Source organism: Janthinobacterium sp. SUN118, from assembly GCF_030397695.1.
Taxonomy (GTDB): Bacteria; Pseudomonadota; Gammaproteobacteria; order Burkholderiales; family Burkholderiaceae_D; genus Janthinobacterium.
The window spans coordinates 1,863,145-1,878,205 of sequence record NZ_JAPUBV010000001.1; the positions used below are offsets into that span (position 1 = coordinate 1,863,145).

General features: G+C 64.0%; 17 protein-coding genes and 1 tRNA gene. 11 read left to right on the top strand and 7 right to left on the bottom strand.

Annotated features, from left to right (window positions below; all coding sequences use genetic code 11):
* Window positions 1-60 precede the first annotated feature (60 nt).
* Window positions 61-1,275 carry a hypothetical protein gene (locus O0880_RS08475; protein ID WP_071323018.1) on the bottom strand — a complete coding sequence of 405 codons (1,215 nt, stop codon included), beginning with the start codon at window positions 1,273-1,275 and terminating at the stop codon, window positions 61-63.
* 215 nt (window positions 1,276-1,490) lie between these two features.
* On the opposite strand from O0880_RS08475, the gene O0880_RS08480 reads away from it, so the two are divergent.
* Window positions 1,491-1,567: transfer RNA gene (locus O0880_RS08480), tRNA-Arg, on the top strand.
* A 54-nt stretch (window positions 1,568-1,621) separates the two neighbouring features.
* Here the strand turns inward: O0880_RS08480 and O0880_RS08485 are convergent.
* Window positions 1,622-2,497 carry an AraC family transcriptional regulator gene (locus tag O0880_RS08485; protein WP_289885988.1) on the bottom strand — a complete coding sequence of 292 codons (876 nt, stop codon included), beginning with the start codon at window positions 2,495-2,497 and terminating at the stop codon, window positions 1,622-1,624.
* 114 nt (window positions 2,498-2,611) lie between these two features.
* Between O0880_RS08485 and O0880_RS08490 the strand changes: the two genes are divergently transcribed.
* Window positions 2,612-3,619 carry a phytanoyl-CoA dioxygenase family protein gene (locus O0880_RS08490; protein WP_289885989.1) on the top strand — a complete coding sequence of 336 codons (1,008 nt, stop codon included), beginning with the start codon at window positions 2,612-2,614 and terminating at the stop codon, window positions 3,617-3,619.
* Between the two features lie 56 nt (window positions 3,620-3,675).
* On the top strand, window positions 3,676-4,821 hold the full coding sequence (locus O0880_RS08495; RefSeq protein WP_289885990.1) for an alpha-hydroxy acid oxidase: 1,146 nt from the start codon (window positions 3,676-3,678) through the stop codon (window positions 4,819-4,821).
* Here O0880_RS08495 and O0880_RS08500 read toward each other — a convergent pair.
* The 5 genes from O0880_RS08500 to O0880_RS08520 form a co-directional block, all read right to left on the bottom strand.
* Window positions 4,818-5,330, bottom strand: a complete 513-nt coding sequence (locus tag O0880_RS08500; protein ID WP_289885991.1) for an ATP-binding protein — start codon at window positions 5,328-5,330, stop codon at window positions 4,818-4,820. The two genes, O0880_RS08495 and O0880_RS08500, sit on opposite strands and share 4 nt — an antisense overlap.
* A gap of 194 nt (window positions 5,331-5,524) precedes the next feature.
* Window positions 5,525-6,181, bottom strand: a complete 657-nt coding sequence (locus O0880_RS08505; protein WP_289885992.1) for a hypothetical protein — start codon at window positions 6,179-6,181, stop codon at window positions 5,525-5,527.
* 80 nt (window positions 6,182-6,261) lie between these two features.
* Window positions 6,262-7,047 (bottom strand): CPBP family intramembrane glutamic endopeptidase, encoded by a 786-nt coding sequence (locus tag O0880_RS08510; protein ID WP_289885993.1) that lies wholly within the window; start codon window positions 7,045-7,047, stop codon window positions 6,262-6,264.
* A complete protein-coding gene (locus tag O0880_RS08515; protein WP_289885994.1) occupies window positions 7,044-8,642 on the bottom strand; it encodes a sensor domain-containing diguanylate cyclase in 1,599 nt (532 codons plus the stop codon). Before O0880_RS08515 ends, O0880_RS08510 begins: the two co-directional genes overlap by 4 nt.
* 302 nt (window positions 8,643-8,944) lie before the next feature.
* Window positions 8,945-9,322 (bottom strand): cytochrome c, encoded by a 378-nt coding sequence (locus O0880_RS08520; protein WP_289885995.1) that lies wholly within the window; start codon window positions 9,320-9,322, stop codon window positions 8,945-8,947.
* 294 nt (window positions 9,323-9,616) lie between these two features.
* On the opposite strand from O0880_RS08520, the gene O0880_RS08525 reads away from it, so the two are divergent.
* The 8 genes from O0880_RS08525 (at window position 9,617) to O0880_RS08560 (ending at window position 15,059) form a co-directional block, all read left to right on the top strand.
* On the top strand, window positions 9,617-10,180 hold the full coding sequence (locus O0880_RS08525; RefSeq protein WP_289885996.1) for a GNAT family N-acetyltransferase: 564 nt from the start codon (window positions 9,617-9,619) through the stop codon (window positions 10,178-10,180).
* Complete coding sequence (locus tag O0880_RS08530) at window positions 10,177-10,524, top strand: SMI1/KNR4 family protein (RefSeq protein WP_289885997.1); 348 nt, start codon at window positions 10,177-10,179, stop codon at window positions 10,522-10,524. Before O0880_RS08525 ends, O0880_RS08530 begins: the two co-directional genes overlap by 4 nt.
* A gap of 12 nt (window positions 10,525-10,536) precedes the next feature.
* A complete protein-coding gene (locus tag O0880_RS08535; protein WP_289885998.1) occupies window positions 10,537-11,076 on the top strand; it encodes a GNAT family protein in 540 nt (179 codons plus the stop codon).
* A complete protein-coding gene (locus O0880_RS08540; RefSeq protein WP_289886000.1) occupies window positions 11,073-11,777 on the top strand; it encodes a response regulator transcription factor in 705 nt (234 codons plus the stop codon). The genes O0880_RS08535 and O0880_RS08540 overlap by 4 nt, the downstream gene beginning before the upstream one ends.
* The gene (locus O0880_RS08545; protein ID WP_289886001.1) at window positions 11,770-12,993 is read left to right on the top strand and encodes a HAMP domain-containing sensor histidine kinase; all 1,224 of its coding nucleotides are present in this window, start codon (window positions 11,770-11,772) and stop codon (window positions 12,991-12,993) included. Before O0880_RS08540 ends, O0880_RS08545 begins: the two co-directional genes overlap by 8 nt.
* Before the next feature lie 72 nt (window positions 12,994-13,065).
* Window positions 13,066-13,947 carry an alpha/beta hydrolase-fold protein gene (locus tag O0880_RS08550; protein ID WP_289886002.1) on the top strand — a complete coding sequence of 294 codons (882 nt, stop codon included), beginning with the start codon at window positions 13,066-13,068 and terminating at the stop codon, window positions 13,945-13,947.
* Window positions 13,948-14,037: 90 nt separating this feature from the next.
* Window positions 14,038-14,541: a hypothetical protein gene (locus O0880_RS08555; RefSeq protein WP_289886003.1), complete on the top strand. Its 504-nt coding sequence runs from the start codon at window positions 14,038-14,040 to the stop codon at window positions 14,539-14,541.
* Window positions 14,538-15,059: a DUF1993 family protein gene (locus O0880_RS08560; protein WP_232251195.1), complete on the top strand. Its 522-nt coding sequence runs from the start codon at window positions 14,538-14,540 to the stop codon at window positions 15,057-15,059. Before O0880_RS08555 ends, O0880_RS08560 begins: the two co-directional genes overlap by 4 nt.
* The last annotated feature ends 2 nt before the right edge of the window (window positions 15,060-15,061 follow it).

Here is a 15,061-nt window from a genome sequence, read left to right on the forward strand (position 1 = left end):
AAAGAAAAGCCCGGAGAGTTTGCTCTCCGGGCTTTTTGCATTGCCGCCCGCGTGCCGTCGTTATGGCACGACATTGACCAGGTTGGACAGGCTCAGGATTTTGCCCAGCGTTTCGCCATTGGCGCTGTGGCTGGGGTCTCTGTTGACGGAAAGAAATTTCCCTTCCTGATTCGAGATGCTGAGCGCCCCCGACATCATGCCGCCGGCCGTCAGCAAGGTGCCCAAGACCGTCGTGTACTTTCCTGCATTGCCCGCCACGCCGCCGCCGACGAAGCTGCCTTCGTAAATGCTGCTGCTGATGAAGGTATTGCTGTAGGTATTCGATTTCATATTGATGCCATGCTGCACCTGCTCGAAGCGGGGCGCAATGATCGTGTTGTGGCTGAAATGGTCGACGTCGATGCCGTTGACGAGGCTTTCGAAGCCGATGTTATAGAACTTGTTGCCGTTGAAGTAATCCGTCTGGTTCGGTCCTTTCTCCGCCCGCAAGCCGGTTTCGCCCGCGATGCGGCCACCCGTGAAGGTATTTTCATTCACCCAGTTCAGGCTGCCCGTGCTTTCCGTCGTCAGGTAGATGCCCACCGCATTCTGGTACAGGAAATTGAACTGCACCTTGTTGTACTGCGAGCCCTTGGCCGTGCCGTCGCCCGTGACCTTGATGCCATTCCTGAAGCCCTCGACCCAGCGCGCGTTGAGATTGGTATTGCTGGCATTGAGCAGGGTGACGCCCGATCCGCTGTAGCTGCTGTAATCGGGCGTGGCGCTGGTCCAGCTCAGGCCCACGACTTTTTCCAGGTACACATCGTGTGTATTTTCAATGATGATGCCGTCGCCCGGTCCGAAAAACAGGGTGCCCAGCGCAGTCAGGCGGATGCGTTTGTTCGCGGGCAGGTGCAGTGCGCCCTGGAATCGGTACTGGCCCGTGTCGATCACCAGTTCCTGGCCCGCTTTCAGCCTGCCGATGGCGGCGGTGACGGCCGGCGTATTGTTGTTCGACGCTTCCGACAGGCCAAACCACTTGGCGTGCAGGGCGCCGCTGTACGAACGCCGGTACAGTTTGTTGCCGCTGAGGATGGCCGTGGCGCCGTCCGCATCGGCGGCGGAACCCGTGCCGGACAGGTAAAACAGGCCTTCGCGGCCCGGATCGGAAATGAATACCACGGGCGGCGGCGCCGCATCGCCTTGCAGGGCGCTGATGCTCATCATGGTCTGCGCGTGCAGGGCCGGTGTCAGGGTGATCGCGGCGAAGGCGAATGTCGATAGGGTCAGGCGCATTGTTTCCTCTGGTGCTAGGGTGGATGGCGGTACGGGCGTTTAATCATTGCAAATATAGCATTTTAAAATAACAATGTTATGTTTTAATGTCAAAAAAGAACATTGTGCCGGCCAGGCAGCGTGTCCATGCGATGCGGGCACGCTGGCCCCAATTGTGAAATTCTCGCGCCATGCCCTTTGCCATTCTGCAAAGCCCTGCTATAATCTTGTCTTAGGCGGCTGTAGCTCAGCTGGATAGAGTACTTGGCTACGAACCAAGGGGTCGTGGGTTCAATTCCTGCCAGCCGCACCAGAATATTGGGGGTCAGATTGTAAAATCTGATCCCCTTTTTCGTTTCCGCTCCCTTTATGCCGTGGTTTTGCCGGCGCGCCGGTATTGCCGGCGAAACGCGCGCGGCGTGGCCTGCTTGGCGGCGCGGAACTGGCGGTTGAAATGCGCGAGGTTGCGGTAACCGGCCTCCTGCGCGATGACGGCGATGGCCAGATCGCTCTCGATCAGCTGTTGGCAGGCGCGGCCGATACGCAGCCGCGCCAGGTAGTCGCCCGGCGTGCAATGCGCGTGGCGCTTGAAAAAACGGTGAAACGCGCCCAGCGACAAGGCTGCCTTGCGCGCCAGCGTGTCCAGCGCTATATCTTCCCTGAAATGCGCATGCATGAAATCGAGCACGCTTTCCATGCGCTTTTGCTGCCCGTCGGCATGCCTCGGCGCCTGCGCCATCGACGCCAGCGGCCGTGCATCCCCATCCGCCGCCAGTTCCAGCAGCACGTCGAGCAGCAGCGGCAGCCGTTGCGGCACGGGCAGCCCGTTCAATTGCAGCAGCCTGGCCGCGCTGCGCGCGCTCGTTGCCGGTGAAAAATGCAGGGCAGGGCCGGCGCGGGCCGCCAGGTGCCGCAGGCTGTGCAGCTCGGGAAAGCTGGCCGCCAGCCGCTCCACCCACTCGAGCGAAAACCACACGACGACGGCCAGCATGGGCCGGCTGCCATCGATGCGTTCGCTGGCCGACCAGGTGTGCGGCAGGTTCGGCCCCAGCAGCACCAGGTCGCCCGGCTCGAAATCGCCCAAGTGGTCGCCGATGTAGCGTTGCCCGCGCGCATTGACGGTGAGGGTCAGCTCGAACTGCGGGTGGTAATGCCAGATGAAGGGAATGGTGTCGAGTTCGCGCCACAGCAAGCCCCAGGAGTGGCCGGCCGGTAGGGTGACTTGTTCGAATAAAGGCGTCATTGTGACGTTTTGAGCGTATGGATAGTCACGATAGTATCAGTATTGGTCGCTCCGCACGTATTTCACCGCAATCTTCCATCGCACAATCTGTCCATACCAACACAGGAGACAGCGATGCAAGACCAGGTTCAGTATGTCAATCCGCAGTACGGCGAAGACCGTCCCGGCAATCCGTCCGTGGCCTACACGGCACAGACCCAGTTGCGCGATATCAAGAAACAGCTGCCGCTGCGCGTGCTGTCCGACAGCGATTTCTTGCACTGGCAAACCTACGGCTACGTCATCGTCAAGGATGCGGTTACTCCCGAACAGGTGCGCCGCACAACCGATTTCCTGTGGGAATTTCAGGGGCTGGACCAGCGCGACCCTGCCACCTGGAACCAGGACCAGCTGCGCGACCACGCGATGAAGGAGCTCAACGGTTCCGGCATGGTCGAGGCTTACCACAACCAGACCCTGTGGGATAACCGCCAGACGCCGCGCGTCTACGACGCCTTTGTCGACATCTGGGACCGCGAAGACCTGTGGGTGACCATCGACCGCGCCAACCTGAACACGCCGAACAATGGCAAGCGCAAGTTTGGCGGCTTCATCCACTGGGACGCCGACACCTCGCTCGACCCGCTGCCCGTCAACGTGCAGGGCGTGCTGGCCCTGTCCGATACCTCGCCCGCGAGCGGCGGCTTTCAATGCTATCCGCAACTGTTCAATCATTTGCTGGCATGGCGCAAGACGGCGCCGCAAGACCGCAATCCGTGGCAGCCGGATCTGGCGACGGTGCCGTACCCGATGGAATTCATCGCCATGAAGAAAGGGGAGTTGTTGATCTTTAACAGCCTGCTGGCGCACGGCATCCGCCCGAACACGTCGACGGACCAGGTGCGCCTGGCGCAATACATTTCCTTCACGCCGGCGCAGCAAGATAATCACGCCCTGCGCGACTGGCGCGTGCAAAGCTGGCGCGAACGCAGCGCGCCGCAGGGCTATGCGTTTCCCGGCGACCCCGAGGAAAAGGAAAGCCGGCGCTATCCGCAGGCGCAGTTGAGCGAACTGGGCGAGAAAATCCTCGGCGCGCGCGACTGGCAAGCCACGTTCCCGGTGGCGGACTTGCCTGTCGGATAGACAATTGCGGGCAAATGCACGATCATGGTTCGACTTGCCATCGACCGAGGAAACGCATGAGTATCATCACCTGCATCGAAGACTTGCGCGTGCTGGCCCAGAAACGGGTGCCGCGCATGTTTTACGACTATGCCGATTCCGGCTCCTGGACGGAATCGACGTATCGCGCCAACAACAGCGATTTCGCCAAGATCAAATTCCGCCAGCGCGTCGCCGTCAACCTGGAAAACCGCAGCCTGGCCTCGACCATGGTGGGCCAGCACGTGTCGATGCCGGTGGCCCTGTCGCCGACGGGCTTGACGGGCATGCAGCATGCGGATGGCGAAATCCTCGCGGCCCAGGCCGCTGAAAGATTCGGCGTGCCGTTCACTTTGTCGACCATGAGCATCTGTTCGATCGAGGACGTGGCGGCGAACACGACAAAACCGTTCTGGTTCCAGCTGTACGTGATGAAGGACCGCGAATTCATCAACCGCCTGATTGACCGCGCCAAGGCGGCGAAATGCGGCGCGCTGGTGCTGACCCTGGACTTGCAGGTGCTGGGCCAGCGCCACAAGGACTTGCGCAACGGCCTGTCGGCGCCGCCCAAGCTGACCATTCCCAACCTCATTAACATGGCCACCAAGCCGCGCTGGGTGGCGGGCATGTTGGGCACGCAGCGGCGCGGCTTCGGCAACATCGTCGGCCACGCCACGTCCGTGTCCGACATGTCGTCGCTGTCCGCCTGGACGCAGCAGCAATTCGACCTGAGCCTGTCGTGGGCCGACGTGGAATGGATCAAGCAGCGCTGGGGCGGCAAGCTCATCATCAAGGGCATCATGGATGCGGAAGATGCGCGCCTGGCGGTGGAAAGCGGCGCCGACGCGCTGATCGTCTCCAACCACGGCGGGCGCCAGCTCGATGGCGCGCAATCGTCGATCGAAGCCTTGCCGGCCATCGTCGACGCCGTCGGCAGCCAGATCGAAGTGCACATGGATGGCGGCATCCGCTCGGGCCAGGACGTGATCAAGGCCGTGGCCCTGGGCGCGAAGGGCGTGTACATCGGCCGCCCCTTCCTGTACGGCCTGGGCGCCATGGGCGGGCCGGGCGTCACCAAGTGCCTGGACATCATCCGCAACGAGCTGGACCTGACGATGGCGTTTTGCGGCTTGCGCGACTTGCAGCAGGTGGACAAGAAGATCTTGCTGCCGGGGACGTTTTAAGCTGCTATCCGCACGACGTGAAAGCCTTCTGAAGCCTCGGGCGGCACGAAGTGGCGCGTGATGTCGTCAAATTGCGCATCGCTGGTGGAGAACGGGTGCAGTCCGCTTGCATTGCGCTGGCGCAAGCGCGCCTTGCATTGTTCGTCCGGCACGTCCAGGTAATGCAGCACGTGCGGCGTGCCCGCCTGCTGGAACAGTTCGCGCATCCAGGCACGGCTGGCCGGCGTGTTCGCGGGGAAATCGAGGACGACGGATACGCCCGCCTGCAGCATCTGCAGGGCCAGAGGCGCGATGGCCGCGCGCAGCCGCGCCGCGCACGCCACATAGTCGGCCAGGCTGGCGATCTGGCCCGCATACAGCTGCGCCAGCAAGGTATCTTCGCTGATGCGCACCGTGTGCGGCGCGCTGGCCAGCCGGGCGCTCAGGGTGGATTTGCCCGAGGCGATCTTGCCGCACACGAGGTGCAGGGTAGGGGCGGAAGGGACGGTAGGACTGGACGTGGTTTGCATGGGCGCTCGCTAGAAAGGGAAATCAAGCCTGCGAGACGTTTTGACCAGTGACTGCAAATCAAAGCCGCCTCTCAGGCGGCTTTGGCAATGACTATCCTGCTAAGCCACCATGGTTCGAATGGCGGCAATAATGGAGGGCAGGGGGCTGTAGGTCGATTGCATGGCACAACGATGCCATGTGATGCATCGTGCTGTCAAGCTTGCCCGATGCGCGTCCATGGCTCGCGGAACGCCTGCGCATCGAGCGGATGCGCGTGCGGGTCGTCTTGCCGGAACAGGCCGCCGATCAGCATATCCTGGACGGCGTCCGTGAAGCCGCCGTGAGCGGCGCGGCCCCACTGGCGCCGCGTGCGGGCGAAGACGACGGCCTCTTGCCGCGCGGCCAGCTGCGCCAGCGATGTTTGCAGGGCGGCCGCCGCATCGGGTCCCATGTCCGCGGCGATGGCGCAGACCAGGCGCTGGCCGAATTGCAGGGTCTTGCCTGCGCGGCCCAGCAGCGATTCGTTGGCCAGGGCGAGGAACAAATCGGGCGCCTGGTCGTCTTTCTCGCACGTCGTCCAGGCGGGCGCCCACGCTTCCAGGCTCATGAAGCGGGCTTCGGTGGTCACCGGCGTGTGCATCCACTTCGCGTGCGACTTGTCGTCCCAGCCCAGGCGGCCAAAGGCAAGCGGCTTGCCCTTGGGATTGTATTGCAGGCTGCGCACGCCGGCCTTGCCCCGCGTTCCCGCCTGCGCCACGAGGCCATCGAGGCTGGCGGCAAACGGCGTCCATTGCGCCGCCTCCCATAGCGGCGCAGCGCCGGGCGCGGCCAGCAGCAGGAACACTTCATAATCACGTGAAAAAAACGCCATGCACACCTCTTAACAGGTCGACTGGAAAATTTGCCACAGGATTATAGTTGCATGAAAGCATAATCCCTGTTCCGGCTGTTCTACGCGGCCGCATCGGCAGGCGCCAGGGCCGCGCGCTGGCTGGGGCGCAGCAGGTAGACGCCATACAGGCACAGGGGCAGCACCGCCAGCAGGGCGATATAGGGCAGGATCGATACGCCGTCTTCGGCCGGGTGCGGCAAGGTCGCCGTCACCAGCGCGTAGTCCCACAGCCCATGCACGAGGACCATGGGCCATATCGAGCGCGTGCGCAGGCGGATGGCCGCATACGCGATTCCCTGCAGGAAGGCGGCCACGGCTTGCCAGAGGGCGCCGCTGACGTCGCCCGTGGCCAGGCCGTTGGCGGTGTGGGACAGGCCGAACAGCGCCGACGACATCAGGACGGCCGGCCAGACGGCGTAGCGATCCAGCATGCCCTGCAGCAAGATGGCGCGGAACATCAGCTCTTCCGAGATGGCCACCAGCGCCGTATTGCAGGCCACGATCAGCAGCACGCGCGGCTGCGGCCAGCCGCCGGCCCAGGCCAGCAACAGCATCAGCAGCGCATACAGCAGGGGCGGCCAGACCAGCCACAGCGTTTTCCATGGCTGCGGCGCGCACAGGCCCGCGGCGCGGCGCCGGTCGGATGCCCGCAGCAGCGCCAGCGCGAACACGGCGGCCAGCGCCCACGACAGGCCGATGCCGCCGGTGACCGTGGCGGCCACGGGCGCGCGGATGGCGGACTCGAGCCAGCGGCCGCCCACGGTCAAGCCCAGCCAGACGGCCAGTGCGATGATGGCCAGCGGCATGCCGAGATGGAGGCCCTGCCTGGATGCGGTCGGCGTCATGCTGCTGGCGCCTCCGTGCTGACGCGGTTGCGGCCGCTGTTTTTCGACTGGTACAGCAATGCATCGGCTTCGCGTATCAATTCACTGCTGTCGGTACGCCGCTCCTGCCCGGGCCGCAGCGTGGCCGCGCCCAGGCTGACGGTGACGACGCCGTTGGCGCTGGCCGCGTGGGGGAGTTGCAGCGCTTCCACGGCCGCGCGGATGGCTTCGGCAACGTCCCGCGCGCCTGCGGCGCCGGTGCCGGGCATGATCACGGCGAACTCTTCGCCGCCGTAGCGCGCCGCCAGGTCTTCGGCCCGGCCGACGCTGCGGGCCACGGCGCCCGCAACGGCTTGCAGGCAAGCGTCGCCGGCCACGTGGCCATACTGGTCGTTAAATTTCTTGAAGAAATCCACGTCGAGCATGATCAGCGACACCACGTGCCCGCTGCGCTGGGCGCGGTTCAGTTCATGCGCCAGCGTTTCATCGAAACAGCGGCGGTTGGCCAGCCCCGTCAAGCCATCCTGCGAAGCGCGCGCCGCCAGGTCCGCATTGGCGCGCTGCAATTGCGTGCTGGCCTGGCGCAGGCTGGCCTCGATGCGGTCGCGTACCGCAATCTGCCGCATCACCTTGCGGAACAGATAAATCAGCGCCGCCCCAGCCGCCAGCGACGCCAGCACGATTTGCGTGCTCAGCCATCGCCACTCGGCAAAGATGTCTTCCTTCGATAGCCCCGCTGCAACGATGACGGGAAAGCGCCGCAGATGGCGATAGCTGTACAGCCGTTCGGTCTCGTCCACCTTCGCCGTCATCATGGCCGTGCCGACCGGTCCTGTTTCGCGGTAGGCGCGCAAGATGGCGCCCGACGAAATATCCATGCCGATGAGCTCGGCCTGGAACGGCCGCCGGTAGATCAAGGTGCCGTCATCGAGGGCAAAGAATGCCGTGCCCAATTTGCCAAGATTGAGGCTGTCGTAGATGCGTTCGAAGGAAGCGAGCCCCAGGGTGACGAGCACCACGCCGGCAAACGAGCCGTCCGCCGATGCCACCCGGCGCGACACGGGCAAGACCCATTGCCCGCTCGATTTGCTGAGCACCGGCGCGCCGATATGGCTGCCCGGCTGCGCATGTGTCTTGTGATAGGTAAAGTAATCGCGGTCGGCATTGTTGCCGTCCCGCCCCGCGCCGGACGAGCTGGCAAGCCACTCTCCCTGCCTGTCAAAGATGAAGACGCCCGTGATTTCCGCTATATTCCTGGGCAACTGTTCCAGCCGGGATTGCAGCCGCTCGCCGCTAGCGTCCATATTGCCGTCGTGGCGTATTTGTTCGACAATATCGTCCAGCATCACATCGGCGATTTCCAGCTCCATGTACGCTTGTGCGGCCAGGGTGCGCGCCATGTTTTCCGTCGTCGCCTTCGCTTCGCGCAAGCGCACCTCGCGCGAAGACCAGACGATCCAGACGGTCATGCTCAGCAGCATGGAACACATGACGAAAAAGGCGATGCTGGCCAAGGCGGTCACCGGCCGCTTATGTTGGCGCAAGACCTCGGGCTGCGCCGGGACGGCGTCGGTATTGGCTGCTTCCTTGTCTGCTGCGTCCTTTACTGCGTGCATAAGCGAAGTTGCATCAATGATATGGTGGAAAATGTTGCCATACTACATTAAACCGCGCTGCTTCATGCGCCATGTACCCGCGAAAGGTCGACTGGCAAAGTCGATTCGCCTGGCGGCATTGCCCCCACAACATGGCAACATGCGCTGATCCGCCTGCAAACCGGCGTCATCGGCAAATGGCAGCGGCGTCTTGCCCGCGCGGCGCTCCTGGCGCCGTCCTTGCGGCCGATGTGCCGGCGAATGTAATGGCAGGCAATCCTGCAATGGTACTCAGGTTTACGTGCCCGCCCCTGATGCCAATATCATCGACTTTTTGCAATCACGCCACTCATATACTGGTTCAAATCGCGAAAATCCTGCACCCTCCAGGCATACGGCGCTACTTTTACGCCGTTCTCTTTCAGCGTTTTTGGAATCAAGTCGCCATTGGGACGCAGTATTACCGATGACACGATAACGCCCGGATAATCCTTCAGGCGTTTTTTGAAAGCCGATGTTGTCAGATCAGGTGTCGGAGGATTGCTTTTATTTGCCAATGGCCCGGTTCCCTTGATATCTGCGCCGTGGCACATGGAACAGCGCTGTATGAAGAGATTTTTCCCGTTGATATTTTCCGCGAAGGCGGGCGACGTTTGAACCAGCGATAACATTCCCAGTGCGGCGATGAATACTATTTTCATTTTCATTTGTTATATGGACTTGTTGTATAAATCAGATCTGAAACGAGAGAAAACCCCGCAGGCGCCGCGGCAATACTGAATTGTCTCGAAACATGTGCGCCGAGATGCGCCATGTATCCGCGTCACGCGAGAGGTAGACTTGCTCGCCGGCATTGTCCCACAAGCCCTCAAATCATGGCCTTCGTTTGCGTGCGATGCCCAGGCGCAAGCTGAAAGCACGCTTACAAAGTTGCCACATCATTACAGTTGCATGGAATAATAAGAGTCGTTTTTTGAACCATCGATTGGAGTTGCATGGCCTACACGAAAACCATCACCACCGAGCGCCTGATCCTGCGCAAACCGCAACCATCGGATGAGGCGGACTTGTTCGCCATGCATTCCGACCCTGAAGTGATGCGCTATTTCAGCGAACCGCCCTGGCAAGATGCCAGCATCGCCGCCAGCAAGCTGGCCGAGGATATCGCCGCCTTCGAGAGGGAAGACTACTTCCGCTTCGCCGTCACGCTGAAGGCGACGGGCGAATACATCGGCAGCTGCAGCCTGTTTTCCGAGCACCGCCAGAACCGCCGCGCCGAAATCGGCTACGCGCTGGCGCGTCCGCACTGGGGCAAGGGCTATATGCAGGAAGCGCTGACGGGGCTGCTGGAATACGCGTTCGTCGAGCGCGACCTGAACCGCCTGGAAGCCGATATCGACCCGCTCAATACGGGGTCGGCCAGCGCGCTGGAGCGCCAGGGCTTTAACAAGGAAGGCTTCTTGCCCGAGCGGTGGATCGTCGCCGGCCAGGTCAGCGATACGGCCCTGTACGGCTTGCTGCGGCGCGCATGGGAAGCGCGCCGCAAGGGCGCCGCGTGAGCGTGCAAGACATCGACGCGGTCCAGCGGGCGCTGGGCTGCGCCTTGCCGGCCGGCTACGCGGCCTTTCTTCAGGACTGGGAGGAAGGCCTGTGCGGCGCACAAGTGCTGCTGTATGGCGCGGACAGTTTGATGGAGCGCAATGCCACCTACGAGACGTCACTGTCATGCCCCGGCTACATCGCCATCGGCGACGACAGCGGCGGGCGCGCCGTCATGCTGGCGCTCGATGGCGAGGATCGCGCCGTCTATCTGGTGGGGCATGGCTCCATGCAGCGCGACGATTTCGAGCTGGCCGCCGCCGATTTCGCCGCCTGGCTGGCGGCCGATTGTCCCGTCGACTGAGCAGGCAAGGCGATGCAAGCTGCCGATCTGCCCATGTCCGACCATCCGTTGGTGACCTTCCGCCACCTGGTGCGCGACGATGCGCGCGCCTGGCATGCATACCTGGACGATCCCGCCGTCATCGAGCACACGAGCTGGGACTTGCGTTCCATCGATGACCTGCTGCCCAATTTCGACGGCTACGAATCGGCCGACCCGTGCTCGCCGGTGCGGCTGGCCGTGGTGCTGCGCGAGGGGGGCCAGCTGGTCGGTACCATCGGCTTCAATGCCGTTTCCCCGCAGCACCGCACGGCGGAAATCGCCTACGACCTGGCGCCCGCGATATGGGGGCAGGGCGTGGCCACGGCCATCGTCGCCTCGCTCGTGGACTGGGGTTTCCGGCGTCTCGGCTTCCTGCGCATCCAGGCGACCGTGTTGGAGAGCAATAGCCGCTCGCTGCGCGTGCTGGAGCGCTGCGATTTTGCCCGCGAAGGCTATCTGCGCAGCTACCGGCAGATTCGTGGAAGATCCGGCAATTTCTGGCTGTACGCGCGCATCGCCGAAGCTCGATGAACAAGCCAGCCCTGAGCATCCTGCTGGTGGAAGACCACCTGGCCATCGCGCGCCAGGTGCTCGACTTCCTCGAAGGCTTGCGCTGGCAGACCGACCACGCGGGCACGGGCGCGCTGGCCGTGCAGCTGGCGACGCGCAACCGCTATGACGTGGTGCTGCTGGACCTGAACCTGCCCGATATGGATGGCTTGCAAGTGTGCCGCGCCATCAAGGCTGCCGCGCCCAGCAATGTGCCCATCCTGATGCTGACGGCGCGCGATGCCTACGAAGACAAGGCGCGCGGCTTTCGCGACGGCGCCGACGATTACCTGACCAAGCCCTTCGACTTGCGCGAACTGGCCTTGCGCTGCGAGGCGCTGGCGCGCCGGCAGCAGCTGCATGTGCAGCAGGAAATGCGCGTCGGTCCCTTCACCTTGCTGACGCGCGAAGGCCGCGCCCTGTGCCGCGATGCCCCGCTGCCGCTGACGCAGACGGGTTTCAAGATTTTGCTGCTGCTGTGCCGCGAACACCCGCATGCCGTATCGCGCTCGGCCTTGCTGCAGCACCTGTGGGGCAGCCAGCCGCCCGACAGCGACGCGCTGAAGTCGCACGTGTACGCGCTGCGCAAACAGCTGGAACAGGCCGGCGGCGCGCACATGCTCGTCACGATCCCGCAACTGGGTTACCGCCTCGCGTTCGATACCCGAGCAGAGCATGGCTAAGTCGATACGGCGCCGCCTGTTCGCCGCGCTGGCCGGCTTTGCCGTGCTGCTGTGCGTCTGTTACACTGGGCTGGCGCTGGTGATCGCGTATGTGACGGAAGACATGCTCGTGCAGCACCTGCTTGAGCGCGAAGCGGCGGCCGTCAGCCAGCGCTTGCAGCAACAAGGTGAGCTGTCGCCTAGCGGCAGCGACCTCATCACGGTTTATGGCCGCTACCTTGATCTGCCGCAAGTGGTACGCGAGCAGGTGCCGCCGACCGCCCCGCGCGCGGAAGTGTTTACCACGACGGGCCAGCATTATCATGTGCTGGCGCTCGATATCGTTGCCGATGGCACGCGGCAGCGCTGCTATCTGCTGGCCGACGTGGCGCCCGTGCTCGTCGTCTCGCGCCTGGCGCAGGAAGTGGGCGGCGTCGTGCTGGGCGTGGCGCTGGCGCTGATCGGCCTGGCGCTGCTGCTGGCCTACTGGCTGGCGCGCCGCCTCGTGCTGCCCCTGCAGCGGCTGGCGCGCGAGGCACGGGCGCTCACGGCCGGCAGCGCCGTGCATTTCAGCGAACGCGACCGGCCTGACGAGATCGGTTTCCTGGCGCGCCGCCTGGAAACCACGTTCGCCGAACTGCAGGCGGCCTTGCGGCGCGAGCATGCGTTTGCGCGCGACGTCAGCCACGAGCTGCGCACGCCGCTGACCTTGATGCACAACACGCTGGCGCTGGCCGAGGCGCAACCGCTGACGGCGCAAGGGCAGGTGCAGTTGCAACAGGGCGTCGACGACATGCGCGCCACCATCGAAGTGCTGTTCGCGCTGGCGCGGGCCGAGCAGCTGCCCGGTGACGTGGTGGAGTTGCGCAGCTGCATGGAACAATGCCTGTTGCGCCTGCTCGAGGAATGGGCATGGGATGCCAGCCTGCTGGCGCTGGACCTGCCCGAGCGGCTGGACGTCGCCGGCAACCCGCAGCTGGTGATGTTACTCATCAATAATTGCCTGGCGAATGCGCTGTTCCACGGCGGCCCCGATTGCCGCATCAGCATTGCGTTTGCGCAAGGCAGTCTGCACATCGTCAACACCGTGCCGGCGGGACAGCCGCGACGCGTGCAGGGCTTCGCCCATGGGCAGAACCTGCTGCTGCGCCTGGCCCAGGCCATGGCCTGGGAGATCGCCTTCCATCCGGGCGAAAGCGCATATCGCGTGGTCATCGTGCCCGTCCCGGCGCAATAAAGCGGCCGGATTTCACCGCGATTTCACCTGTCCCTGCTTATGCTGGCGGCTCTTTTACTTGAAGGGAAGCCCATGAAAATCGCCATCAGCCTGCTGATCCTGTCTTGCCTGTGCACGTCCGCGCTGGCCCAGGTGCAATCGTTGCAGCACAAGGACGACAAGCGCCGCTACATCGTCTACACGCCCGCCGCCTACCACAGCCAGCCGCAGCAGGCGTTTCCCGTCGTTTTCAATTTCCATGGCGGCGGCATGAGCATGGCCGAGCAGATGCTGTACACGCAGATGAACAAGACGGCCGAGCAGCAGCAGTTCATCGTCCTCTATCCGCAAGGCATCAAGCAGGACTGGAACGTGGGCTTCGGCATGGATTACCTGACAGGCACGGACGACATCGGCTTCACGCAGGCGATGTTGAGCAAGCTCAAGCAGGACTACCGCATCGACGACAAGCGCATCTATGCCACGGGCCTGTCGCGCGGCGGTTTCTTTGCCCTGCGCCTGGCGGCCGAGCTGCCCCAGCATTTCGCGGCCGTCGCCTCGGTGGGCGCGCCGATGCCGGAGCCCGTGGTGCAGCACCACCGGAAGGCGGACAAGGTCGGCATGCTGCTGATACAGGGCACGGCCGACAAGGTGGTGCTGTACGAGGGCAAGGCGGCCAGTTATCTGTCGGCCGAGGACACGTTTCGCTACTGGCGCAAGCACAACGGCATCGACGGCGCCACGCCGCAGCCGCGCCTGATCGCTGGCGCGGCCGGCGATGCCACGCAGGTGAGCTGGCTGGAGCAGGGCGCGGGCGCCGCGGGCGCCAGCGTGGCATTGATCACGGTCAAGGACGGCGGCCATACGTGGGCCGGCGCCGATGCCTTCAATATCGGCCTGCCCATCGGCAAGACGACGCGCGCCATCGATGCGAACGAGGTCATCTGGGAATTTTTCAGCCGCCATCGCCGCTGAGGCGCATGCCCGCGCGCGCGGGCGAGCCGCCATGCTAGGATGGCGGCCATCGCCGCAGGCGGCAAATCAAGGGAAGGGGGCACGGTGGGAATGTCAGAAGCAGGTATCGCGGCCATGGCCGAGGCGATCTTTGCCAAGCCCGGCGCGGCCGTGGCGCAGGCGTATTCGGCGCCGGAACGGGAAACGCTGCATTTCCACACGCCCGCCGAGCTGTGCGCGCATGCGGCCAGGCTGGAGGCCGAAGGGGCCAGCGAGGTTTTCCTGGCCGTCCATTACCCCGACATGGCCGGGCAGTTCGCGCCGCGCCGCATCGCGCTCGACCCGGCCAAGTGCGGCGGCCTCACCTACCGTCATGTTTGCGAAGGCTGGGGCGTCATCCGCGTGTATCTGCGCTTGTCCGGCGGCAAGGGGCTGGACTCGAACGTGGGCGCCAATTCGCAGAAGCGCGCGGAAAAATGGCAACCCCATTACCCGGAATTCGGCCCCACCGATGCCTGGGACTGGGATGCCGTGGGTCGCCATGAACGCCGGCTGATCCGCGTGCTGAAGAAGGTCGCCGCGCAGGATGCGGCGGCGCAGGGGAGCCTGGCATGACGGAGGTGATGCAGATCAATCCGGCCACCGTGTTTTGCCGCGCCCTGCGCCAGTTGTCGGCCATGCTCGACAAGCTGGACGGATGCGGCAGCGAGCCGCCGATCCTGGCGGCGCGCCTGCACCCGGAGATGCTGCCGTTTGCCCAGCAGGTGCGCGCGGCCGTGAGTTTTTCGCTGCGCGGCTGCTGTCCGCTGGCGGATCTGGCCGTGGCCGATTTCAGCGCCGCCGCCAGCCTGCAGGAACAGATCGCGCAGACCGTGTGCTACCTCGAAGCCATCGCGCCTGAGCGCTTCGCGGGCGCGCCCGAACGGATCTGCCGCGACCGCGCCGGCTTTGCCGACCTCGCGCTGCCGGCCGATGAATTCCTGCACCTGTATATCCTGCCGAATTTCTACTTTCATTTCGGCATGGCGTATGCGATCGCGCGCAGCCGTGGCGCGGCCATCGGCAAGGGCGATTTCGATGGCTATCACGCGTATGCGCCGGGTTTTTCCTTCGAACGGCCGGCCGCGGCCTAAGA